Annotated in this window: 22 protein-coding genes and 2 riboswitches; of the genes, 7 read left to right on the top strand and 15 right to left on the bottom strand. The window is 37.0% G+C overall.

The window, feature by feature from the left end; all coding sequences use genetic code 11:
* Nucleotides 1–61: 61 nt before the first annotated feature.
* From metH to AAJG31_RS16295, 6 genes are all read right to left on the bottom strand, one after another.
* The gene (gene metH, locus AAJG31_RS16320) at nt 62–3,493 is read right to left on the bottom strand and encodes a methionine synthase (protein WP_279496309.1); all 3,432 of its coding nucleotides are present in this window, start codon (nt 3,491–3,493) and stop codon (nt 62–64) included.
* Entirely contained in the window at nt 3,486–5,333 is a 1,848-nt protein-coding gene (locus AAJG31_RS16315) for a bifunctional homocysteine S-methyltransferase/methylenetetrahydrofolate reductase (RefSeq protein WP_279496311.1), read from the bottom strand. The genes metH and AAJG31_RS16315 overlap by 8 nt, the downstream gene beginning before the upstream one ends.
* An 89-nt stretch (nt 5,334–5,422) precedes the next feature.
* Nucleotides 5,423–5,523, bottom strand: a riboswitch (SAM riboswitch).
* 99 nt (nt 5,524–5,622) lie between these two features.
* On the bottom strand, nt 5,623–7,017 hold the full coding sequence (locus AAJG31_RS16310) for a protoporphyrinogen oxidase (RefSeq protein ID WP_279496313.1): 1,395 nt from the start codon (nt 7,015–7,017) through the stop codon (nt 5,623–5,625).
* A gap of 239 nt (nt 7,018–7,256) precedes the next feature.
* A complete protein-coding gene (locus AAJG31_RS16305) occupies nt 7,257–8,549 on the bottom strand; it encodes a globin-coupled sensor protein (RefSeq protein ID WP_054548863.1) in 1,293 nt (430 codons plus the stop codon).
* A gap of 630 nt (nt 8,550–9,179) precedes the next feature.
* Entirely contained in the window at nt 9,180–10,466 is a 1,287-nt protein-coding gene (locus AAJG31_RS16300) for a tetratricopeptide repeat protein (RefSeq protein WP_066038129.1), read from the bottom strand.
* A gap of 72 nt (nt 10,467–10,538) precedes the next feature.
* Nucleotides 10,539–11,555 carry a YdcF family protein gene (locus tag AAJG31_RS16295; RefSeq protein WP_054548865.1) on the bottom strand — a complete coding sequence of 339 codons (1,017 nt, stop codon included), beginning with the start codon at nt 11,553–11,555 and terminating at the stop codon, nt 10,539–10,541.
* A 184-nt stretch (nt 11,556–11,739) separates the two neighbouring features.
* On the opposite strand from AAJG31_RS16295, the gene AAJG31_RS16290 reads away from it, so the two are divergent.
* Both AAJG31_RS16290 and AAJG31_RS16285 read left to right on the top strand, forming a co-directional pair.
* Nucleotides 11,740–12,201 carry a hypothetical protein gene (locus tag AAJG31_RS16290; protein WP_048394976.1) on the top strand — a complete coding sequence of 154 codons (462 nt, stop codon included), beginning with the start codon at nt 11,740–11,742 and terminating at the stop codon, nt 12,199–12,201.
* Nucleotides 12,189–12,476, top strand: coding sequence for a DUF2653 family protein (locus AAJG31_RS16285; protein WP_004224435.1), 288 nt, complete (start codon nt 12,189–12,191; stop codon nt 12,474–12,476). Before AAJG31_RS16290 ends, AAJG31_RS16285 begins: the two co-directional genes overlap by 13 nt.
* A 49-nt stretch (nt 12,477–12,525) precedes the next feature.
* On the opposite strand, the gene AAJG31_RS16280 is transcribed toward AAJG31_RS16285, so the two are convergent.
* From AAJG31_RS16280 to AAJG31_RS16265, 4 genes are all read right to left on the bottom strand, one after another.
* Nucleotides 12,526–12,894, bottom strand: a complete 369-nt coding sequence (locus tag AAJG31_RS16280; RefSeq protein ID WP_048394973.1) for an ion channel — start codon at nt 12,892–12,894, stop codon at nt 12,526–12,528.
* 88 nt (nt 12,895–12,982) lie between these two features.
* A complete protein-coding gene (locus AAJG31_RS16275; protein WP_048394971.1) occupies nt 12,983–14,608 on the bottom strand; it encodes an S-layer homology domain-containing protein in 1,626 nt (541 codons plus the stop codon).
* A gap of 109 nt (nt 14,609–14,717) precedes the next feature.
* A complete protein-coding gene (locus tag AAJG31_RS16270) occupies nt 14,718–15,884 on the bottom strand; it encodes an endonuclease Q family protein (protein WP_279493176.1) in 1,167 nt (388 codons plus the stop codon).
* Between the two features lie 72 nt (nt 15,885–15,956).
* The gene (locus tag AAJG31_RS16265) at nt 15,957–16,127 is read right to left on the bottom strand and encodes a hypothetical protein (protein WP_175400775.1); all 171 of its coding nucleotides are present in this window, start codon (nt 16,125–16,127) and stop codon (nt 15,957–15,959) included.
* A gap of 181 nt (nt 16,128–16,308) precedes the next feature.
* On the opposite strand from AAJG31_RS16265, the gene AAJG31_RS16260 reads away from it, so the two are divergent.
* The 3 genes from AAJG31_RS16260 (at nt 16,309) to AAJG31_RS16250 (ending at nt 17,629) form a co-directional block, all read left to right on the top strand.
* The gene (locus AAJG31_RS16260; protein WP_048394966.1) at nt 16,309–16,887 is read left to right on the top strand and encodes a TetR family transcriptional regulator; all 579 of its coding nucleotides are present in this window, start codon (nt 16,309–16,311) and stop codon (nt 16,885–16,887) included.
* A 74-nt stretch (nt 16,888–16,961) separates the two neighbouring features.
* The gene (locus AAJG31_RS16255) at nt 16,962–17,315 is read left to right on the top strand and encodes an SMR family transporter (protein ID WP_048394965.1); all 354 of its coding nucleotides are present in this window, start codon (nt 16,962–16,964) and stop codon (nt 17,313–17,315) included.
* Nucleotides 17,315–17,629, top strand: a complete 315-nt coding sequence (locus AAJG31_RS16250) for an SMR family transporter (protein ID WP_259951111.1) — start codon at nt 17,315–17,317, stop codon at nt 17,627–17,629. Before AAJG31_RS16255 ends, AAJG31_RS16250 begins: the two co-directional genes overlap by 1 nt.
* An 81-nt stretch (nt 17,630–17,710) precedes the next feature.
* Here AAJG31_RS16250 and dapF read toward each other — a convergent pair whose 3' ends face one another.
* The 3 genes from dapF to AAJG31_RS16235 are packed head-to-tail and all read right to left on the bottom strand — an operon-like array spanning nt 17,711 to nt 20,464.
* Nucleotides 17,711–18,568 (bottom strand): diaminopimelate epimerase, encoded by an 858-nt coding sequence (gene dapF / locus AAJG31_RS16245; RefSeq protein WP_259951110.1) that lies wholly within the window; start codon nt 18,566–18,568, stop codon nt 17,711–17,713.
* Nucleotides 18,569–18,620: 52 nt separating this feature from the next.
* Nucleotides 18,621–19,412: a heme ABC transporter ATP-binding protein gene (locus AAJG31_RS16240; RefSeq protein WP_279493185.1), complete on the bottom strand. Its 792-nt coding sequence runs from the start codon at nt 19,410–19,412 to the stop codon at nt 18,621–18,623.
* Nucleotides 19,413–19,417: 5 nt separating this feature from the next.
* Complete coding sequence (locus AAJG31_RS16235) at nt 19,418–20,464, bottom strand: iron chelate uptake ABC transporter family permease subunit (protein ID WP_048394957.1); 1,047 nt, start codon at nt 20,462–20,464, stop codon at nt 19,418–19,420.
* Nucleotides 20,465–20,609: 145 nt separating this feature from the next.
* Nucleotides 20,610–20,797: riboswitch (cobalamin riboswitch) on the bottom strand.
* Nucleotides 20,798–20,950: 153 nt separating this feature from the next.
* Between AAJG31_RS16235 and AAJG31_RS16230 the strand changes: the two genes are divergently transcribed.
* Both AAJG31_RS16230 and AAJG31_RS16225 read left to right on the top strand, forming a co-directional pair.
* Nucleotides 20,951–21,547 carry a biotin transporter BioY gene (locus AAJG31_RS16230; RefSeq protein ID WP_048394956.1) on the top strand — a complete coding sequence of 199 codons (597 nt, stop codon included), beginning with the start codon at nt 20,951–20,953 and terminating at the stop codon, nt 21,545–21,547.
* A gap of 103 nt (nt 21,548–21,650) precedes the next feature.
* On the top strand, nt 21,651–22,220 hold the full coding sequence (locus AAJG31_RS16225) for a YdhK family protein (RefSeq protein ID WP_048394955.1): 570 nt from the start codon (nt 21,651–21,653) through the stop codon (nt 22,218–22,220).
* 42 nt (nt 22,221–22,262) lie between these two features.
* Here the strand turns inward: AAJG31_RS16225 and AAJG31_RS16220 are convergent, their stop codons facing one another.
* Together AAJG31_RS16220 and AAJG31_RS16215 are read right to left on the bottom strand one after the other, a co-directional pair.
* Nucleotides 22,263–22,964: a response regulator transcription factor gene (locus AAJG31_RS16220; protein WP_048394952.1), complete on the bottom strand. Its 702-nt coding sequence runs from the start codon at nt 22,962–22,964 to the stop codon at nt 22,263–22,265.
* Nucleotides 22,942–24,336, bottom strand: coding sequence for an ATP-binding protein (locus AAJG31_RS16215; protein ID WP_175400776.1), 1,395 nt, complete (start codon nt 24,334–24,336; stop codon nt 22,942–22,944). The genes AAJG31_RS16220 and AAJG31_RS16215 overlap by 23 nt, the downstream gene beginning before the upstream one ends.
* Between the last annotated feature and the right edge of the window lie 126 nt (nt 24,337–24,462).

Here is a 24,462-nt window from a genome sequence, read left to right as displayed (position 1 = left end):
TATAAAGGAACAGAGATAGACAGTCATTGAATAGACTATCTATCTCCTCTTATTTTATGCCTTAAACATTGAAGTAGCGAGCATCAGGATGAGCAAAAACGATTGCAGATACAGATGCTTCAGGCTCCATCATAAAGCCTTCTGTAAGATGGACACCAATATCCTCAGGTTTTAATAGGCCGAATAGTTTCTCTTGATCCTCCAAGTTCGGACATGCAGGATATCCGAATGAAAAGCGTTGACCTTGATATTTTGCAGCAAAACGATCTCTCATAGTGAAATCTGTTGCATCAGGGAAGCCCCATTGGTCACGAATTTCCTGATGCATACGTTCAGCAAAGCCCTCTGCTAATTCTAAAGCAGTCGATTGCAAGGCATGACTTTCAAGAAATTTCCCATCCTCTTTTAACTGGCGTGCTTTAGCCATAACTCCTTGACCTGCTGTTACAACCATGAGTGCAATATAGTCCATTTCACCGCTCTCTACCGTTTTTAAGAAATCTGCAAGACATAAAAATGGCTCAACCTGCTGACGAGGGAAGGTAAAACGTTCAATTTCTGTCTTACTATCGGCAGGATCATACACAACGACATCATCACCATCTGCTTGAGCAGGGAAAAATTGATACAAACCTGATGGCTTTAATAGATCACTTTTTAAATAATCATCTACTAAATCCTTGAGCTCTGTTGCTCTTGAATCGCCCGCATCAAGCAATTGCTGAACTTGCCCTTTCAAGCCTAGATGGTGTCCCAGTAATGTACGCATATTAACATAAGGGTATAAATGAGATACAGAATAGTCTTTTTTCACATGACGTCGTAAATCCGCTGGTAAAAATACTGGCGCTCCTTTTACTGTTCGTGCAGGCTTTATTGTTACCTCTTTTGCCGGACGAGCAGCTCGTTTTTCATCGGCCGCTAAACGTTTTTGACGGGATTCTTCAATTTCTGCTAAGAAATTTTCACGTGTCCCTTCACCCATTAATAGATTCGCTTGCTCTAAGCCTTGCATAGCATCCTTTGCATAAATAACAGGACCACCATATTCATCTGCAATTTTTGTTTCAGTAAAACGACGTGAAAGTGCAGCACCACCAACTAAAATAGGAACATCAATTCCCGCCTCTTTAAAATCCTGAGCAGTAATAACCATCTGTTGCGCTGATTTCACGAGTAAACCTGACAGCCCAATAAAATCAGGTTTTTCCTTACGAATCGCTTCAATCAATTGGGCAGGAGTTACTTTAATGCCCAAATCGACTACCTTATAGCCATTATTACTTAATATAATATCAACAAGGTTTTTCCCAATATCGTGAACATCACCTTTTACTGTAGCAAGTACCATTTTCCCTTTTCCAGCACTCTCTTCATCCTTCTCCATGAATTGCTCTAAATGAGCCACTGCGGCCTTCATCACACCTGCTGATTGTAAAACCTCTGCTACAATGAGTTGATTATCATTAAATAATCGACCTACCTCAGCCATGCCCTCCATTAAAGGACCATTAATTATATCAAGTGGCGCCTCGAAGATTTCCCGTGCAGCGTCTAAATCCTCAATTAGCCCTTCTTTTGTACCTTCTAATATATAGTAAGCTAAACGACCTTCAACCGTTTTTGGAATATCAGCTTCCGTTTTTTCCTTCTTTTTATCTCGATAAAAATCTGTAAACACTGCTAATGTTTCATCATTTGTATTAAAGAGCAGGTCATTTGCGAGTTTGATTTCCTCTTCAGGGATGGATGCATAACGCTCCAATTTCTCTGTATTAACAATGGCATAATCTAAGCCCGCCTGTGTACAATGATAGAGATAAACAGCATTCAGTACTTCACGACCAACAGGTGGTAAGCCAAATGAGATATTACTTACGCCAAGTACAGTCAATGTCTGCGGCAATTTTTCTTTGATGAGACGAATGCCTTCAATCGTTTCTAGCGCTGAACCAATATACTGCTCATCCCCAGTTCCTACAGGGAACATTAATGGGTCGAAAATGATATCCTCTGGTGCAATCCCCCATTTTTCCGTTAAAAGTTGATAGGAGCGCTCGGCAATTTCGAGCTTTCGATGACGGTCAACCGCCATCCCCTTTTCATCTATCGTTCCAACAACTAATGATGCACCATATTTTTTCACGAGTGGTAATACTGCATCAAATCGTTCTTCACCATCCTCTAAATTAATAGAGTTAATGATGGCTTTCCCTTGTGAAAACTTTAATGCTTCCTCAATTACTTTTTCATCAGTTGAGTCAATCACAAGAGGCACCTTAACCTTTTTTACAACCTCCTGCATAAATCCACGCATATCGGCTAATTCATCGCGATCAGGGTTGGCTAAACAAATATCAATAACATGTGCACCATTTTTGACTTGAGCACGTGCAATCTCTGCGGCCTCCTCAAATTTCCCGTCAATGATTAAATTCTTAAATTTACGAGAGCCGATTACATTTGTTCTCTCCCCAATAAATAACGGACGCATAGAATCGTCATACAATAACGGTTCAATTCCTGATACCGCATGACCATGTGTTTTTTCTGGTAATTGACGAGGTTTTTCATCTTTTAAGATCTCACGAATGGCTGCAATATGAGCGGGTGTCGTCCCACAACATCCACCTACAATATTAAGCCAACCCTTTTCTGCAAAGCCTTTTAATTTTTGCGATAGCGATTCTGGTGATTCGTGATAACACCCTTCTTCATCTGGTAAGCCAGCATTTGGGTAACAGCTAATATAGCCTGTTGAAAGCTCTGCTAATGAACGAATGTGATCCGTCATAAACTCAGGTCCCGTCGCACAGTTTAGGCCAACTGATAATGGTTTAATATGCTCGATCGAAATATAAAAGGCATCAATTGTTTGCCCTGCAAGCGTTGTACCCATCGGTTCTATTGTTCCTGAAATCATGACAGGTAGCTCTTTTCCCGTTGATGCAAAAGCGCGCTTTACGCCAAGTGTGCCTGCTTTGACATTGAGCATATCCTGACTTGTTTCTAATAACAAAACGTCGGCTCCTGCCTCAATTAATGCTTTTGCCTGTACATAAAAATTTTCCTCTAGCTCTTCAAATGTAATACCACCTGTTACTGATAACGTTTTTGTTGTTGGCCCTATAGCCCCTGCAACAAAACGTGGCCAATCCGATGTGGAATAACGATCCACTGCTTGGCGAGCAATTTCCACTGCACGCTTATTAATTACTTCTGCTTTTGTGCCAAGATCATATTCATTTAACACAAGAGGCGTCCCACCAAATGTATTTGTACAAATAATATCTGCGCCTGCCTCTAAGTATTTATGGTGAATTTTTTCAATAACATCTGGTCTAGTAAGCACAAGATTTTCATTACAGCCATCAAGTTCCTCGCCACCAAAATCCTCTGCTGATAAATTTTCATTTTGTAGCATTGTTCCCATTGCGCCATCAAGAATTAAAATACGTTTCTCTAGTTGCTCTTCAATCGAGTGCTTAGCCATGTATACTTACTCCTTTTTTCTGTTCATCCAATTGCTCTATATATTTCATCAACTCTAGTGTCACATCGTAACGTAAAAATGGTGTAATAAGGTAAATCCCATTGAAATATTGCGTAGCCACTTCTACTAATTCTTTGGCAATAGCAATCCCTTCCAATGTTGCCTTTTCTTTATCTTCTCCACATGCTTTCATTCTTGTTAAGGCATCTTCAGATAATTTGATACCTGGCACTTCATGATGTAAAAATTCAGCACTTTTATAACTCGTAACAGGCATAATACCGATGTAAATTGGAGCTTGTAAATGCTTTGTTGCCTCATAAATCTCTACAATTTTCTCTTTCGTATATACTGGTTGAGAAATGAAGTAGTCTGCCCCATGCTCAATTTTCTTCTCCAAGCGTGTCACAGCACGATCTAACACACGGACGTTTGGATTAAATGCAGCAGCAACTGAGAAATTTGCTTTTTTACGAAGTGGCTTACCTGAGAAAGAGACCCCTTCATTTAATTGCTTAATTAATTGGATTAGCTCCATGGAAGATACATCATAAACACTTGTCGCACCTGGGAAATCTCCTACTTTCGTTGGATCACCTGTAACGGCCAACACATCATGAATACCTAAAGCATTTAACCCCATTAAATGAGATTGTAGACCAATTAAATTACGGTCTCGACATGTAATATGAGTTAGTGGGCGTACACCATGTGAGCTCTTCAACAATGCGCCCATTGCAATATTGCTAATACGTGGAGAGGCCAATGAATTGTCTGCCATCATAACTACATCTGCACCTGCATCATATAATTGCTTTGCTCCTTCAAGGAACCCATCAATCTCTAAATGTCTAGGCGTATCCAACTCTACTATGACAGAGCGTTCACGTTTAACCTTTTCATGAAGAGGCTCATACTTTGTTGGCTCCGCTTCCCGAACAATCTCAATCTTTTTAGGCTTCGCATGCTTCTCCTGAACCGGTGATAACTCTTCTAAATACTTCTTTGCTGCTGCAATATGTTTGGGTGTTGTACCACAGCAGCCCCCTATTAAACGTACACCTTGATCACGCAATTCAACAGCCGCTCGACCAAAATAATCAGCTTCTGATTCATAAACGACACGCCCATCCTCTAAGTCCAGAAGTGATGCATTTGGATAGGCCGACATAAATGCCTTATTAGGAAGTTCTACACCTTCAAATGCCTGAATTGTATGGTGTGGACCTAGTCGACAATTGACACCAACAATATCAGCACCTAGAGCTTCAAGCTCATGGAGAGCATTATTTAAAGACATCCCATTTTGTAGAACACCGGGCTCATGCATAGAAACTTGTGCAATAATCGGCAATTTTGTTTTTTCTCGTAGCATCTTTAAGGTTGCTGTTAATTCTTCAAAATCATAATAAGTTTCAAGTAAAAGGCCATCTGGATTCCCTGCAAGTAAGACGCTTGCTTGTTCTTCAATAGTCGCTAATATTTCATCCAAGGTTGCATCACTTTTACGAATTCCCCGAATACCACCAATTGTTCCTAAAACAAATTGACCGCCATCAGCCGCTGCTCGTTTTGCGATGGTGATAGCAGCTTCATTAAATTGTTGGACACGTGATTCCAATCCATAGCGAGCTAATTTAATGGCATTTGCACCGTACGTATTCGTTTGAATGATGTCAGCACCAGCCGCAATATATTCTCTATGAATCTTTTCAATTAACTCGGGTCTCTGAACATTCATTTCCTCATGGCAATACTCCAATCCATAGCCATATAGCACTGTGCCAAATGCACCGTCTGCCGTCAATACATGCGTTTTTAACCTTTCAAGCAATCCCATAAAATTAGCCTCTCTTCCTATGTCTCTATATAATAAAAAGCCTTCTTTCATAAAAAAAGAAGGCTTTAACGATTCATCATTGTTGTTCCTTCTCATCTTCGACTCAACGGTCTTCTGGATTTAGCACCTGACAATAAAGTTGGTTGCTGAAGCTTCAATGGGCCAGTCCCTCTGCTTCTCTTGATAAGAATTAAGTATGAATTTTTTAAATAATTAAAAGAATCATATCGTTTACTGACGAATGAGTCAAGACTATTTCACATAACAAAGTTTTTTTCCACTTAAAACCTTAGAAATTGGCAAGTTCCTTTGCAAGCTCTTCACCAATTTTTTTCCCGTTTTGAATGCAAGCACCAATACCTACGCCAAAATACGAGCACCCTGCAATCGATAAATTAGGATATTTCTCATGTAATTCTTGTAGTAATCCTTGTAATGCTTCACGATGCGCTAGATCATATTTAGGCATTTGATCAATCCATTTTGTTACATTCACAACGGTTGGCTGCTCCTCTATTCCTAGGCTCTTTCTCACATCTTCTAAAGCAACTGCTGCTAATTCTTCATCCGTCATGGCGCGTAGTTGCTCATAGGCTGGATTGATGCTCTTATAAAAGAGTCGCACAAGTAATTTATTTTCTTTCGATGTATGCTTCCATTTACGACTAGTCCAAGTTGCCGCATTACAAGTTACGTCTGAATTATGGGAAACAATATAGCCCGTTCCATCTGCTGGCAAATTAGCGTCTGGCACATCAAAACCTAAATAGATAGTAATCGCTGACGCTGTCGTAAATTGGTCAAAATAGCGGTTTAAAGATTCATCCTGTAGCAGATTTTGTACAGTATCGTTCGGTAATGCTAAAACGACATAATCTGACTCAATAATTTCACCATTAGCTAAGGAAATTGTGTAGTTCTTATCTTGTTTTTGAACATTTAGTGTAGTAACACCCTTGATAATTTCTACATCGGATAAGGTTTGTTCAAGTCGATCAATTAAAGAAGATAAACCATTTTTAAAGGATATAAATTTTTTGTTCGCTGCTTTAACAAATTGCTCACGATTCGCATCAAAGCCTTTAATAATACTTCCAAAATCATTCTTATAATCAATTAAATACGGTAAAGTAGAGCCAATAGAAAGCTGATGTAAATCTCCCGAATAAACACCTGCAAGGACTGGTGCAATTTGGTTTTTCACCAGTTCCTCTCCTAAATAGTAAGTTAAAAATTCACCGATAGAACTTTCCTTTGTGAAGCCATTGTTTGGCAATGTTAAATCCTTCAACGCTTCTTTTTTTCCCTGCTCGGAAATAAGTGTACTTTCCTCTAAGGATGCTACACTCATCGGTATTCCGAAAGTTGAATCTGCCGGAATAGCATGTAACTCATTATTCGTATAAATATAAGAAATACCTGTTTCGTTGTAAACTAATTCCGCCTCAAAATCAAGCTCCTGCACGAGTTCCATAACGCCTTGATGACGGGCTACAATAGAATCAGCACCCGTTTCCATGATGAAACCTTGTTCATGTGCTGAATATAATTTGCCTCCTAAATATGTATTTTTTTCTATAAGCACTAGACGAACATCTAAATTATGTTCCTTCACTTGACGTTGCAAATAATGCATTGTACATAGTCCTGTAATACCGCCGCCTAAAACAACAACTGTTTTCATCATAACCGCCCCTATTATTCATTCTTTCTACAGTATAATCCTTTTTCATTGAAAATTACGTTAAACCCTTTACAAATTTAGCAAAAATAGAGCTATTTCATCAGTGAAATAGCTCTTACTTTCTGAATCTCTATAAAATTGATTCTCTATAGCGATAACTTCACAACAAACATTTAAATAGGTACTATAGTGTTTATTACGTCTAAAAATATGAAAAATAGAATGTAAATGTTAGTAGTCTATCCTTTTAAATTTTGCGCAAAGCTCGCTAATTTTTCAGCTGAATTTGTTACCTCAGTAAATGAAGTGCCTAATTCACTTAATATGCCTACAATTGCTTGTATTTTTGTTGCCATACACTCATTTTGATCTTTTGCTTCTGTCATGGCTCCCAATATACTCGTAAATTGGCCTTCAGTTTGTAACATATTTTCTTCACCTGCTGCAACTTCATCTTGAATGTTGGTCAAAGAATACTCTAATTTCTCTGTTCGTTCACCTGTCTTTTTCAATAACAAAGCCACCGCTGTAACAGATTCTTTTGTCTGAATTGATAATTTACGTACTTCATCGGCCACTACGCTAAAGCCCTTTCCCGCTTCCCCAGCACGTGCTGCTTCAATTGCAGCATTTAAAGCCAAAAGATTCGTTTGATTCGCAATATTGGTCACAACACTCATAATTGTTTCCATTTCCTTAGACATACCTGATAATTGTTCAATATTCTCTTCTATATCATGAAGAGAATGACTAATATTGAGCATATTTTGTGATTGATTTTTTAAACGCTTGCGACCCTCAAGTGCTTGGTTTTCAGCCAGCGTAGACACATCGAGTGATTTTTTTGCCAAATGTTTAATTTCGTCAGATTGCTTACTTAAGCAGCAAAATGAATTATTGGTTTCCTGCGAGATAGCTGCAAGTGCTTCCGAAGAATCTACAATCTGTCGTTCAATCGCTTCTTTTTCATGAACCATTTTTTCTTTCAGTTGTTCCACAGTGTTTTCAAAAGCTTCTAAAACGAGTTGTTGCTCAAAATTACAAATTTTCGATATAGCTCTGATCGTATTAAATTGATCTTGTGGAAATTCTATATTTTTTTCGACTAAATCAATAAATGATATCGATAAATCTTGGAATGCGCAGATATACCACTGTGTTCTAAGCCCAATGTGGACATGCACCTTTGCAATTTTTACACGCCTTTGGTAATACATCTCATCAATGGTTCCGTTAAACATTTCAATAATATGTTGCCGTAATGTTACTTTAAGCTTTTCTACAGAACTATGATGACTGATAATATCTACCAAATGATGCTCTGTTCCAATCATGTTGTAAAAACGGTTTACGATGTGATCTACATTATCCATAACTATTGGCTGGAAAGCTTTTAAATATTGTAAGTCGTTCTTCGTTAAGTTCAGCATTTCAATTTGCTTCGCCATCGATTGACGAGAGGACAAATCCATTTTCACTGTGTATTGCTGTAAATCCAATACCTTCGTCTTTCTTTGTTTTTGAAAAATCACACATCTTCCCTCTTTCATTCCGTTTACTTTCATCAGGCTGAGAAACATCAAATCCCTTTTAACATATTGATGGATACACGAAAAAATACCGATAAAATCTGATTAGTCAGATTTAATGGTTACATTCGATAGCGCAATTCCGTATGACAAACTTCCTCCAAAAGTATGTCGGGTACCCATTTGCTCAATTTATCCTAAGGTCATTTGCTCTCAGCAAACAGATATAGTCCCTACATGACTAACAGTAAATTATTTACGTATGCTTCTTTTCAAAATCACTCATTTACATTAATCATTTTATAAATGACTGTCAACCTTATTAATACCATTATTTTACACAAAATGTATAAAAAGTCCTTGTTGTTAAATAAAGCGTAATAAACTATAAAAAAGCTACCACAATATTATTGGGTAGCTTTTTTAACTATTTTTTTGTTTATTATGCTTACTTGCTTTATATTTATTCTACTTTTTTATCGATCATCTTCAAATTTCACTATACTAATATTTTTTATCCTCAATCATGATCTATCTAAATACTCGTAAACAGCAGTCTGTTTTAGACCAAAATACCCTCATACCGTAGCAACATAAATAATTCTAAAAGCCTATGTTTTTTTAACACTAAATTTACAATCCTTTAAGTTCCTGTAATATTTTAGCCGCTTCTTCGGATCCTGCATCTGCCGCGAGTCCATACCATTTAATAGCTTCTTTCAGATTTCTATCTAACCCTGTATCTTTATTAAAAATATGCCCCAACTGTAGCTTGGCTTCCACATCTCCTTGAAGTGCAGCCTGCTTAAACCAATGAATACCTTTTTCGAGATTGCGTATTCCTGCCAGACCATTACTCCATATATAACCTAAATCATAAAAGGCGTCTACATGATATTGCTCCGCAGCTCTTTCATACCAAAACAGACCACGATTGACATCTTTCGCTTGGCCTAAGCGCCCCTCTAAATAAATTCCACCAAGTCGATATTGTGCTTCCACATACCCTGCCTCAGCTGATTTTTTATAGGCGTTAAAAGCTTCTTTCTCATCTACCTCAACGCCTAACCCCTGCTCATAAATTATTCCTAACGTAAACATTGCCTCTGCCACATTCTTTTGTGCAGCATAATCAAACCATTTTTTTGCTAATGTATAATTCGTTGCTACGCCCTCGCCATTAAAGTACATATCTGCTAAATTATTGGCAGCATCCGCATGTCCCTGCAAAGCTGCTTTTTCATAGTATGAAAAGGCAAGGGAATAATTTTCCTCCATACCTATGCCCCCAAAGCAAAAATTCCCAAGCATATATTGAGCATCTGCATTTCCCTGGGCAGCGGCTAGCTCAAACCATTTCAATGATTTTTCAGGTTGAAAATGTTTACCCTCTCTAGAATTATAGTATTCACCCAGTTGATATTGGGCATCCCCATCCTGCTCTTCAACCGCTTCTTTATACAAATCAATAATGAGCTCATGATCTAAGTCCTCTTCATCTAGAGCAGCAACTTGTTCATCTTGATGGCGAAAATACCACTCTACAATATCAAGCACATCATCTACTACTTCTATACTGTTTTTTAACTTTTCTAGCGAAGAAATTTGCCAAATGAGTATATAGATAGGCTGTGGAATGGCATCGCGCAAGACATCATCATATTCTGCCAACAGCGTTAATACATTCTCCTGTATCGATTGAGATTGCACTGTATGGACAATCTGTAAATGACGTTGTTGCTGTTCTTTTAATAACCCTCGTACTACTTGATACAGTATTTTCTGCAAGGCTGTTAGGTTAACTTCAGCGAATGTAAGTAATTTTATATTTTGAGCAAACCACTGATCTTGAGTTTGTGTAAGATTTTGTAGGGAAATTATTCGTTCTTTATTTCGCTTGGCTAAAATTTGCTCGTACATTATTTTCCTCCCTTGCACACTATGTAAAAAAACTGCCTTACCACTATTATATGGAAGACAGTTGAAGTTTGGTTACACATATGCTCTCAATAGTAAGCCTACGAATAGCGTAATAATTAAAAATACTGTGACATGGGTCCATTTATACATGGCTAATAAACCTATAAATTCTCGTGTGAATGCATTAGGAACATAGTAAAAAGCAGTTTTTGAGCCAATCCCCTCGGCATCTAATGCTGCTTTCCTAGCATAAATACTTGCGCGAAACACATGGAAATTATTCGTAACAAAAATGGAACGATAGTTCTCTCCATGAGAATGGTGGTCCATTATTTGCTTTGAAAAGATCATATTTTGTTCTGTATTGGCTGAACAATCCTCCATTATTATCTTGTCAGTCGGAATATGATGTACTTCTATTAGGTATTGTTTCATTGCATATGCTTCTGATACCTTTTCATCATTTCCTTGACCACCAGAGACAATGATATAAGGCTTCATCTCATACTTTATATATTGCTTTACTGCTTCATCTAAACGGCTTGCTAAAAGTGGAGGTACTCTATCGCCAATTAATCCTGAACCTAATGCAATAATGTAATTTGGTTTATAACGTATTGGTGTAAGAAGATACAATATTGAATAAGCAAGGACACTAGTGTATAAGAACATTGTATAACCAAAAATCAAAAACGCATAGAAGAAAAGAATATGCCAAAATACATTTTCAATTTCAATAAAAATGACGAATACATACCATAACATCATAATAACAAAACTTAGCCCTAATATGGCTAACATTAAGTTACGGAATTTGCGTCCTTCCTTTTCCAATAATACTTTACTATTGAAAAACATGGCTATTGATAAAATAAACATAATACTTGGAAAGCTTCCTAATATAATGAATATCCCCATTTCAGAAATAATCCCCTGATCATTTGGTAGCAATAAAGGATAATGAATAATAAACGCTCTGACAATATATATCCCTATCACGCCAAGGGCTACAACGTTGAGAAAGCGCCTTTTTTCTGTTAGGTACAAAATGATAAAAATGGTAAGGAAGATTGATAAAGTTAGTAGCATTTTTTCACTCCTTCCTATTGCATAATTTCTACAATCATTACATCTGCCACTATTTGTCCATATTTTTTGATATAGCTTAATTTTTGAAAGCGTTTGTTTTATTTTTTAATATAGTTCATGTAATATTACTATATAAGAACTAGTTTATGATTAGATTAAAAATTATATTGGAGGAATGTATGTAATGAAAAAAATTCTTGCCGCTCTTTTTGCAGCGACACTGATATTTTCGACTGTTGGTGCAACATTATTTATTTCTGATACGCCAACGGCAGAAGCTAAATCCTATAAATCGGGTAAAAAGGGCTTCTCTAACAATAATAATAGCTCGAATATCCAAAAGTCGGATACTACTAAAGATCAAAACAATGCAACAACAAATAAAAACAACTCAACATCTACTAATAAAGCAGATACTACTAAAAAAGGTGGTTTTTTCTCAGGTGGTCTGATGAAAGGATTAATGCTTGGCGGACTTGCTGGATTATTATTCGGTAGTCTATTTAGTGGTATGGGTATACTGGGGAATATTTTAGGTTTACTTATTAATGTGGCAGCAATTGTTGTTATTGTGATGCTTGTTGTGAAGATAATAAATATGTTTAAAGATAAAAAGCGCAAAGAGGAAGCACAATGGCACAAATAATCAACGAACAAGATATTATTAATGCTATTTGTTTATCTCAAGCCTACTATCAAAACATTCGCCCTGAGGATGTTCTTGTTGAATTAACTTACGAGGATGATGCAGGTTTTGGTGCAGAGGTCGAAGTCAACGGTCAAATCGAGGTGCTTAATACAGCAGCCATGATTGGTGCCTTACGTGTTTGGATCAAGGATGTTCTACACGGTGATCCATTCTCGACAGGGATTGAATTAGTTTTAGATGACGAAGAAGGCATTATTGCCAAACTATCATAAAAAAATAGCAGTACAATGAATCGTCCAAAAAATTCATTGTACTGCTATTTTACTTTTTCAAACGTTTTTTAACCTCTTCTTTTTCTTCTTCATTCAGAGAAAAATCTACGATAGAGCGTCCCAGCATTAATAACATGATAAACATTACTCCTGTACCAACAATTAAATAAATCATTGTAAATACTTTAGAATAAGCCGTTGTTGGATATAGTCCTGTTTCGACTCCAGTTGGAATTAAGCTCACTACAGCAAAATACATGGCATCCAACCAGTACCATCCTTCTGTCCCCTTGTAGAATAGAGTTCCTGATAGAATGATTAAAAATAGTGTAGTAAATAATGATAGGAACTGTGGACGTTTAAAGGACCTCCACAGTCCTTTTCCTAATCTTTTAGCAGATAATATAAATGACAGCATCCCATTCTCCTTTATTTAGATAGACTATACTTCGTTTTTTACGAAAACATCAAAAGGTAGAGGAGACAATCCCCCTACCTTTTAATGATTATTGAATGAGTAGCTGACTAAGATTGGTAAATATTTTAGCTGCTTGACCTCTTGTTGTGACAGCCTCAGGTGAAAATTTCCCTCCATCCCCTGTCACGATTCCTAATTCATACAGCATTGTGATTGCACGTTTGGTTTCTGCATTATATGAAGCGACATCTACAAATGGCACATTGCCTTTTGCAATATACGGCTGATTAGATTGCTGTTCATAAGCGCGATGAATCATTAAAGCTAATTGAGCGCGTGTCACAGGGTGTCCAGGCTTAAATTTCCCATCTGTTCCTTTAATAAGACCATGTACATATGCTGCCGCAATTTCTGCCTGTGTTGCTGCATCATAATTTTCGATATCAGTAAATGGTGCTTTTTCTTCTGTAGTTAAGCCAAGGCTTCTTACAAGAATAGCTGCAGCTTGGGCACGTGTTACACTACTCTCAGGTCTAAATGTCCCATCAGTATAGCCGTTCATTATACCTATATTTGCAGCTGTTTGAATATAATCTTTTGCCCAATGATTCTGTGTATCTGTAAAGCTAACTGTTCCTTTCGTAGTGAAAGTTACTGTAGGATTTTGAACACTTTCATTACCAGCAGCATCAATTGCTTTGATAGATACATTGTAGGTTGTATTTTCTATTAAATCTTTGAGCGTAATTGTAGTAGTGTCAGCATTTAATGTTGAAGTTAATTTTCCATTCACATAGACAAGGTAATTTGCTACGCCTACATTATCTGTCGCTTCTTGCCAGCTAACCTTAACAGTTGTACGATCTTTTACCTCTACTCCAATAGCCTGCGTGACATCCCATAAAGAGCTTGTTTTAATGATTGGTAAAAATGCTTCATTTGCTACTGCTAAATAACCAGCTTCACTTAAATGAATATTTTCAGGGTTTGGTAGATAGTTGGCAACATCCTTTGCAACAACATCATATGTAGGAACAAAAATAGCGCCCGCTTTTTCAGTAGTTGTTTTAATTGTTGCATTCAATGTAGCTAATAACAAATTAAATTGTTTTTGTAAGTTCTCACTATAGTATGGGAAGGAATTATAATAGCCCATTACATATACTTCAGCTTGTGGATTAATCTTTTTGATTTCAGATAGAATAGTAGCAATGTTCGATACAGCTTCTTTAGTAGCTTTTATGATAGCCACAGTGTCAATTCCCGTTGCTTGAGATTCTTTTAATATTGGCAATAGATCATTTGCCCCAGCTGTTAATGTGATGATTTCAGCTTCTTTAATAGAAGCCCGTAACTTTGCCTGTTCGTCTGTATAGCCAAAACCAGTCACTGTTTTTGCAACATCATTTTGTAGATCAGCTAAAACATTTTTAGTTGTGTAGCCTGACATAGCAAAGCCCTTATTAAAGGAAGTAAGGAAGCCATCTTGCTGTAATGCCTGTGCAATAAAATCGGTATAGCCTAATCCAATTACACCTACTTCATTCATCCCATGTGCTAATGAATCACCAAGTGCCACATAATCGGTTTGTACAACCCAACTTGGTGCTATATGGTCACCCTGTCCTTCTTCTGCACTAGCTGCTACAGGTATAGCTAATTGCAAAGCCAATACACTTGAAGCCAAAAAACGAAATTTCTTTGATAATCGCATTTACTCTCTCCTCTACTTATAAAATAGTCGTTATTTTCATTATTTTACTAGAGGAACGATAAAAATAGGTTAAATTACAACAATCTTTTTGAAACATTTCATTTTTTATCTAATCAACCTGTATCTTTCCATAAATCCCACCACCACCAACTTCAATGGCTAATTGACCCGTTCTCGCTAAATCGATTAAATGGGCTAGTTTATGTGGCATAATTTGTTCAAGCTGGTCGATTGTTACACGATGCAAAATATTCATTTCTGTACCAAATGCTTCGATTAAACGTTCCATCATTTTAGGACCAATACCTGGAATGAAATCAAGTGGTATCTGATGAATATAAGGTGGTCTATTTCGTTTATTGGGAAAGTCTTCAGATAGCTCCTGTATACGGGTAGCTACTCCCTTTATAATTTGAGTACTCCCACATTCTGTACAAATGGTAGCCTCTTTACTTAGCTGTTGACTACATTTTGCACAAACTGTTTGATGATATTTGCCAAGCAAAGGGTTTAGGCCATAATTGGCTATTACCGCTCGTCCCTCTTGCTCATGCAGGGCCATTTTTAATTCTGTAAAATTCGCTTCTGCTAATCGTAACTTTTGATACTCTCGTGCTAATTTCCCAAGCGAATGTGCATCAGAATTGCTAACGAATGTATATGCTTGTAATTCTTTAATATGACTTACCATATTTGTATCAGAGCTTAAACCTAATTCAATACCATCAATAAGCTGCGGATCAAAGACTTCAGTTAAACTTCGACGAACCCCTTTGCCAAACAAGCTTTTAAATGGTGTAAATACATGTGCAGGAATAAAAATACCTCCCAATTCATGTACCTTTTGCTGCAAGGTCTGACCATCACAATAAATACGCTGTGAACTTAAATGGATATTCTTCATATGTTGTGACATCCATTCTGAGAACAGCTTCATGAGCTCTAGTGTAGGAAAGTAAGCAAGCACATGAATAGGACCCTGACAATGTTGATCATAAATTTCGATCTCTGATCCGGGAATTAAAGTTGTTTCCTGAAATCGCAGACCACCTTCTTTAAGTTCTTGTAGTTCTCCGTGTTCAATCATCCTCACCATTTCTTCGATTACTTCAGGTGAGTGACAGTCAATGATCCCAATGATGTCTAATCCCTTTCTTGCACTAGCCGTCTCTAAAATTCGTGCTAATGTTAACGTTTTACTGCCAGTAATTTTCACTGCCCTTCCACTAGAAGTACGTCCAATATGAATATGTAAATCAGCATAGAATTCATTCAATTCAAACACTCCTTTAAATACATTCTATAAAACGAAAATACCTTACATTACTGCAAGGCATTTCTCACTTCATTATGATGGATGATTTGTAGTAGTGCTATTATTTGACTCAAAAGCGCCGGAACCGTGTGATGGTGTGGAGGAAGCATCATAGGCAACTAATGTTACACCAATCTTTTCTTCAAGCTCATTAATTTTTTCTAGTTGCTGCGGGTCTAATTGTGCAAACTTAATTTCTTTCATGGTCATCAATCCTTTCAATTATACAATTCCCCGAAATATAGAAAATATACTCCTTCGCATAATTGTGGAATTACAAACGAACATTGGATAATAAAAATGACTGATAATCAGTCATTTTTATTGACATTATTTTTCTTATTCTATAACATAATAATTAAGTAAGGCAAAAGTGAGGGATTGCATGTCAAAAGAAGAAAAAATTATTCAAGCTGCCATTGAGGTTTTTCGAGAAAAAGGTATAGAAAAAACAAAAGTTTCAGATATCGTTAAAGCTGCTGGGATCGCTCAAGGAACATTTTATCTTTATTTCCCATCACGCCTTTCTGTTATGCCTGCTATTGCAAAAAATATGGTAGAAAGAATTATTGCTACCTTAGATGAAGGTATTTCAAGTCATAAGCCCTTTGAACAGCAACTTGAAGAGGTTGTGGAAATGGTTTTCTTAATCACGAAAGATTATGGAGATATCGTTGCACTTATTTATGCAGGTATTGCGCAAACTGAGCATTTAAAAGAATGGGAAAATATATATGCACCCTATTATGACTGGATGAGTCATTTCTTATTATCTGGCCAGCAACAGGGAATGATACGTGATTCAATTGACCCAACACGTTCTGCTAAACTGATGATTGGTCTAATTGAATCTGCTGCTGAACAAATTTATTTATTTGATGATAGCAAGGACGAAACAATGAAATTGCTCAAGCTTGAGCTTATAGACTTCCTATCTCACGCACTTGGCCTACGTCACCCATAAAAGTGACGTTCTCTTTTACCTCGAAAATGACTGAATGTCAGTCATTGCATTACCTAATAGAAAGGATTTTATTGATGAAAAAAGAATGGATGTACGTCGTTTTAACAAGTTTATTTGAATTGCTTTGGGTATTTGGCTTTAACGTAGCAAGCTCATGGTGGCATTGGATAATTATTGTGACAATCATTGCTATAGATTTTCATTTCTTATCGAAGGCTTGTGAGAGCTTACCTACTGGTACAGTCTACGCTATTTTCGCTGGAGCAGGTGCAATCGGTACCACATTAATGGATATTTTCATTTTCGAAGGAGAATTTAATGCCATTAAAGGACTGTTCATGATTATTTTATTATTAGGTGTGATTGGTCTAAAATTAGCGGATAATTCCTCTAAAGAGCAGATGCAAACGAAAGGAGAGAATGTATAATGGGTTGGATACTTATTATCTTAGCTGCATTGTCTGAAATTATAGGTGTGGTTGGCTTACGCTTCTATAGTCAGCATAAAACATTACGAAACTTAATGTTATATATTGGTGGTTTTGGTGTGTCTTTTGCCCTTTTATATGCATCCTTCAACTATTTGCAGTTAAGCATTGCCTATGTTGTTTGGGTAGGAATTGGTACTGTTGGAGCTGTACTCGTAAATATCATTTTCTTTGGCGAATCTAAAAATCTATCACGTATTATCAGTATCATAGCAATTATCATAGGTGTAGCAGGCTTAAAAGCAGTATCTTAATGGCTTTACAATATAGGACGCCACTCTTAAATCGGAGGCGTCCTGTATTCATTTATTTAAAATGGCATGAAATGGGAGTAATTAAGATAAAAATTCATAAATACCATCCGCTATAAATTCTGCAGGTCCACGCATCCAGATATGGTCATTGTCAGCCCATCGAATGACTAAGTCACCGCCCCTAAGTTGGACTACTATCTCTTCTTCCTTCTGACAAAAACCATTTAATATAGCAGCCACTACCGCTGCACAAGCACCTGTCCCACATGCCTCTGTTATACCCGAACCTCGTTCCCAAACGCAGCATTTTAATGCCTTCTCATGAACAACCTCTACAAACTCAACATTGCAACGATAAGGAAATCTCATATCGTTTGCTATAATACCGCCTAATGTTCTTAATGGTGCTTGCTCGATCGCATTCACAAAAACTACGGTATTGGGATTGCCCAAAAACAAAGCTGTTACTAAAAGAGATTGTTGGGGTAAAGGAAATATTTCATTGATGACAAGCTCATTTGGGTTTCCTAACATCGGAATGTCTTTGCGCAATAAGAGAGGTTTGCCCATATCGACAATCACTTCTATTACACGATTGTCTTGCACCACTACCTGTGCCAGCATAATCCCGGATTTCGTTTCAATCGTAATTAGCTCTTGTCGTACAATATGACGTTCAAAAATATACTTAGCAACACAGCGAAGACCGTTACCACAATTTGTCCCCTCAGATCCATCTTTATTAAATACACGCATACCACAGTCAGCAATTTTAGAGGGTTGGATAATAATCAATCCATCTGAGCCAATACCAGTATGGATATTGGCCATTTTTTGAGCCAATTCACAAAAGATATCTTCCTTGTAATCATGTTGGAAAAGATCAAGGTAGATATAGCTGTTGCCAATACCATGCATTTTCGTAAAGGCTATTTGCATACAGTCACTCCTTAAAGGATGTTTTATGTATCTAATAGAAGATGACACTTTTCTATATTTGGCTAACCCCCTTCGTGAACTGTTCAGGTACATATGTAAGATACGGCTTCCCTGTCATTGGATGTATTTGAATATCCGCAAAAACACCAAATACATCTTGCAGCACTGTTGGCGTAAGTACTTCCTCTGGTGTACCATGACAAACTATTCGCCCTTGCTGTAAAACGTAAATTTGATCGCAATACATAGCAGCAATATTCAAATCATGTAAAGCTGCTACTACGGTTAAATGCAAAGTCTGAATTAAATCCATAAGTTGAAGTTGATGTTGAATATCTAAATGATTCGTCGGCTCATCTAATATTAATATCTGTGCTTGTTGAGCGAGTGCCCTTGCAACCATGACACGTTTTTTCTCGCCACCAGAAAGCGAACTAAAGCTTCGTTTCTCTAAATGCGATATGCCCGTTTGCCTAAGAGCCTCTTTAACAATTTGAAAATCTTTCTCTTGATCAAGCTCTAACAGCTTTTTATGTGGGGTTCTTCCCATACTGACTAAATCATGCACAGTGAAATCAAATAATACGGGTGTCTCTTGGCTTACAACAGCCAAATTTTTCGCAATTGCTTTGCTTGATTGCTTTAATATATCTTGCTCATTTAATACTACCGATCCACTTTCAGGTTTTAGGAGACGATACATATTTTTTAACAATGTTGATTTTCCGCTCCCATTAGGACCAATTAATCCAACAAATTGCTTTTCTTTTATTTGAATACTTACATCATGCAGTATACGCTGATCGTAAATGGAGAATGATACTTTTTTCGCTTCTAATGTCATGGAAGTTAATCTCCTTCACCGAAAGAATAATTGTTACGACGGAGAAGCCAAATGAAAAATGGTCCTCCACAAAAAGCTGTAATAATACCAATTGGCATTTCCTGAGGAGCAATAATAATTCGAGCAAAGGCATCTGCCCACACTAAGAATATTCCACCTATTAAAGCACTGATAGGTATTACGTATTTATAGTTTGAGCCCACAATTAAACGCACAATATGGGGAATAATCAATCCCACAAATCCTATAGAACCACTAACTGCGACAAGCACACCTGTTAATAGAGATACTAGTAGTATTAACTGAATACGGAATTGCTGAAGATTAACGCCTAATGTCACTGCCGCCTCTTCTCCTAGTAATAATAAATTTAAATTGCGATAGTGTAGCCACAGTAGCCCAAATACAATAAAGAATACGAAAGCTGGAATCACAATATTATTCCATTTGGCTCCAGCTAAACTACCTAGCATCCAAAACATAACAGCCTTTAAGGCCCCTTCTTGCTTTGACATCATTAAAATAAAGTTAGAGATAGCCGTTAAGATAAAGGACACAGCCATGCCTGCCAATAGCAAGCGGAAAATAGAGACACGTCCCCCAACACGTGATAAGAAAAAGACAAGTGCAATGGCAAGTAATGAACCAAGGAATGCGGATACTGAAAGAGCGTAAATACCTAAAAATGAAAAGGCTCCTAAAATAATCACAGAAGTAGCTCCGACAGCTGCCCCTGAAGAAATCCCTAGAATATACGGGTCTGCAATAGAATTACGTACTAGTGCCTGAATGGCTGCCCCTGCAATAGCTAACCCCGCTCCTACTATCGCAGCTAGCAAAACACGAGGTGCTCTTATTTGCCAGATGATGATTTCCTGAGAGCGACTCCAATCTTGCTCGATCGAATTTTGTATAAAAGGAATTTTAGAAAGAATAACTTTCCATACATATAACGGTGTAACTGAAACTGAGCCAACCATTACAGCAAAGGTCATTGAAACAATTAATACCATGAAAAGTACGAAGGAAAATAACATAAATTTTTTATTCATCTGTTTTAAACTCCTACTGAATATTGATGAATGAAGCAATAAAAAAAGGTATCCCATGCGAAAATGCGCATAGAAATACCCAAGATTAAACAAAGTCAGAAAAATATCCAGCTATTGTCCGTAATTGCTTGCATCCTCGTGGGCATTACAGGTATTACTAAATGGCAGGTCTCCTGGCTTCGATTCACTATCCTATAATTGCCTTCCCATTCTTAAACAGTGGCAAATCATATTATAGGATTCCTCGTTACAGTTGCGGGACAGCGTCGGACTTCCACCGACTTCCCTTTTAAGTGACATTCAAAATGTCACACCAATAGTATTTGAAGTTATAAAATTGTGACGGTTCTATCATACATTTTTATAGATAGATAGTCTACTTCAATTTAATTCAACAATTGAGTTAACTTATATAAATAATAAGGTTGACACAAATACATTCGTTTTTTACACTAGCAGTAATAACTTATAAAACGAGGTGAAATCATGGCAACTGTTACACAACATAGTCACCATAAGTTAAGAACTGTTGACATTACCTACATTGGATTATTTACAACGTTAATGATGGTGGGTGCTAATATCACTTCCTTTGCACCTTTTATGGTAGTTGGTGGTGTACCCATTACGCTTCAAACCTTCTTTGCAATTTTAGCAGGGCTTATTCTTGGTAGTAGAAAAGGTGCGCTCGCCTGCACAATTTATATGTGCGTAGGATTGGCAGGAGCTCCTGTCTTTGCTCGTTTCGGTGGTGGAATTGGCCAAATTTTAAGCCCTACCTTTGGGTTTATTATTACATTTATATTTGCGGCATTTGTTGCGGGGTTAATCGTAGAACGAAGCGGAACAAAGAAAAGTTTTATCGTAGCTGCTTTGGTAGCAACGGCTATAAATTATTTGATAGGAACAAATTGGATGTTTTTTGCCTATAAGCTATGGGCAAGTGCGCCAGAGAATTTTTCATATAAGCTCGCTTGGCTTTGGATGATTCCTCCACTACCAAAAGATATTATTTTAGCTATTTTTGCTGGTATCTTCGCCCATAGATTACAAAAAACATTGAAGATCATGCCCATTCAATAGCATATCTCCCCGCCAGACTAAAGAAATGTTTTTCATAGGTTATATCCATCGTTTCTGCACATTTATTTGCTACATTAGGAGCACATAGTGAGGAGGATATCATATGAAATTCAATAAAAGATGGTCAGTCGGACTATTATCAGTAGTCGCTCTAATTAGTTTATCGGCTTGTACAGAGGATCAAACAAAACCTGCGTCCACTTCTAATGAAGCTGCTGAAGAAATGGATCATTCTACAATGAACCATTCAAGTTCTGGCGAAGTACCAGTAACGTTAAAAAAAGCTGAAAATCCGAAATTTCCTATAGGAAGCACAGCCATTATTACAGATGGACATATGGAAGGTATGAAAGGGGCCGAAGCAACAATAGTAGGTGCCTATACTACAACTGCCTATGTTATTTCCTATGAGCCTACATCTGGTGGAAAGCGAATAGAAAAGCATAAGTGGGTAATTCATGAAGAATTAATTGACCCACAAGAAGCACCACTGGCTCCTGGAACAGAAGTAAAAACGGACGCAACACATATGGAAGGTATGGAAAATGCGACTGTCCTTATTGACGAGGCTGTGCAAACAACTGTATATATGGTTGATTATACTTCCACTACAAGTGGTGAAGCTGTAACAAATCATAAATGGGTAACAGAAGAAGAGCTTAGTCCAAAATAATAGAAAATAACCTCTACCTTCAATTCTGGTAGAGGTTATTTTCTAGCTTTTATGTTCCATTTGCTTTCTCTTTGCAGACTTATGCCATTTATAGCCGATGCCCCAAACGGTTTGCAAGTAATCATCCGCCGGAAAACCACTTTTTCTTAATTTTTCTCGTAAATTACGTACATGTGAATCAATGGTACGATCTTCAATCGTTACATCATATCCCCAAACGGCATGTATAAGGTGTTCTCTAGAAAATGCTCTATTTTGATAATCTAAAAATAGGGCGAGCATGGCAAATTCCTTTGGTGTTAATGGAATTGCCTTATGTTGAAAATATACTTCAAAGGACTCTCTATCTAAACAAAGCCCTTCAAAGTTAATCACTTTTTCTTCAGATATCGTTCTTCTTAATACAGCATGTATGCGTGCTAACAATTCTTCCTCATCAAAAGGCTTTAAAACGTAGTCATCAGCACCAAGATTTAAACCTTTTACAATATCAGCGTGTTCTCCTTTTGCAGTAAGCATAATGATAGGAACATCCCAAAACTTCCTAATTTCCTGGCAAACCTGCCACCCATCCATCTCTGGCATCATAATATCCAAAAGAACTAAATCCACATGCTCTTCTTCTAAAAAATGCAATGCCTCTTGTATAGAAGACATTGCTCTACAATTAAATAGTGGTTCCAAATAAAGGGTTAATAAATCTAACATTCTTGGTTCATCATCAATGCATAAAATCGTTTTCATTCATTTCTACTCCTTTAAATGATAATTCAAAAGTAGTCCCTTTATTTATTTCACTTCTAACCTTTATTTCTCCCCCATGTGCTTGTACTAGCTCCTTGACAATAGCAAGCCCAAGTCCAGATCCACCTAAAGCACGACTACGTGATTTTTCCACTCGATAAAACCGATCAAAAATATACGGTAAATCCTTCTTTGGAATTCCTTTCCCTGTGTCTTCAACGATGATGCTTAAAATTCCACTGTCTTGTTTTACAGTGACTGTAGTCATATCTCCTGGTGCACAATAGATTAATGCATTATTTAATAGATTAATCAGAATTTGCTCAAGTCTTGCTTCATCTGCACATAGTGTTAAGCCATTATCACAACGTACAACTAAATAGATACCTTTATCTTGAAAAGCGGGACTTAATTTTTCTTCAATGCTTGTAAAAAACGGCTCTAAATGTAAGCAATGTTTTTCAATTACAAATGAGTTTTCATCCATTTTCGCTAAATCAAATAAATCTTTGATTAATCTAGAAAGTCTATTTGTTTCTTCTATTATAATAGCTAAATACTTTTGACGATCTTGCCCTGTTAAATCCCGTTTAGCAAGAATGTCTGTATAGCCTTTAATAAAAGTTAGCGGTGTACGAAGCTCATGTGCAATACTCGATAAAAACTCCTTACGCTCTTGCCTTAGATGATTTAAATCATTGGATAAAAGCTGGATAGCATTTGATAAATCCCCAAGCTCATCTTTTCCATTCGTAGAAAGAGCAACTGTAAAATCACCCTTACTCATTTTCAATGTAGCCTCTTTCATTTGAATAAGTGGCTTAGCCAGCTTACGAGATAGAACAACAATGACTGCAATACTGACTAGACCAGATACAATACCCACGATGAGAAAATGCTTATTCAGCCGTTTCATTAATGCATGGATGGAATCGGTATTTTGAAACATAAATACATAGCCAATCGTTCCTTGCTGATTTTGAATAGGGCTTATAGTCGCAATTGCTTTAACTTCTTGCCAATTGTCTTGTAAAACCCTTCCTTCATAAGGTATTTCCCCCTCTATTTCACGAATCAGATCACTGATTTCTTGATGTGGCTGTGAGGATGCAAGGATTGTCCCGAAATGGTCAGTCACCACGACATCTGTACTTGCTTCTGATTCCATAAGAACGACATGTGCTAGTGTTTCATTATTGAAGTTCTGTTCTAATATAGTACGATGTGAATTTCCTCTCGCTTGTAAACGCTCTAGTTCCTCTTCCACTCTAGAATTCGTCAAGGAAACATGCAAAAAAAACATCATAAAGGTTTCAATACAAAACAATGTGATGAAGAAGATAATGCCCAGCTTTAATGATAATTTTCTCATCCGTAACCACCATTTTAGAATTTCTTAAAAGTATATCTTGAAAGTGTGAAGATTTCATGCAGAAGTAGCATCTTTCCAAACAAAAAATGCCCATAAGTATATTGTATACCTATGGGTCATAGTATT

It is taken from the genome of Lysinibacillus sp. BS3 (genome assembly GCF_039614735.1).
GTDB classification, from domain to species: Bacteria; Bacillota; Bacilli; order Bacillales_A; family Planococcaceae; genus Lysinibacillus; species Lysinibacillus capsici.
Note: the sequence above shows the minus strand (reverse complement) of the source record. Positions and strands in the feature narration are given on the sequence as shown.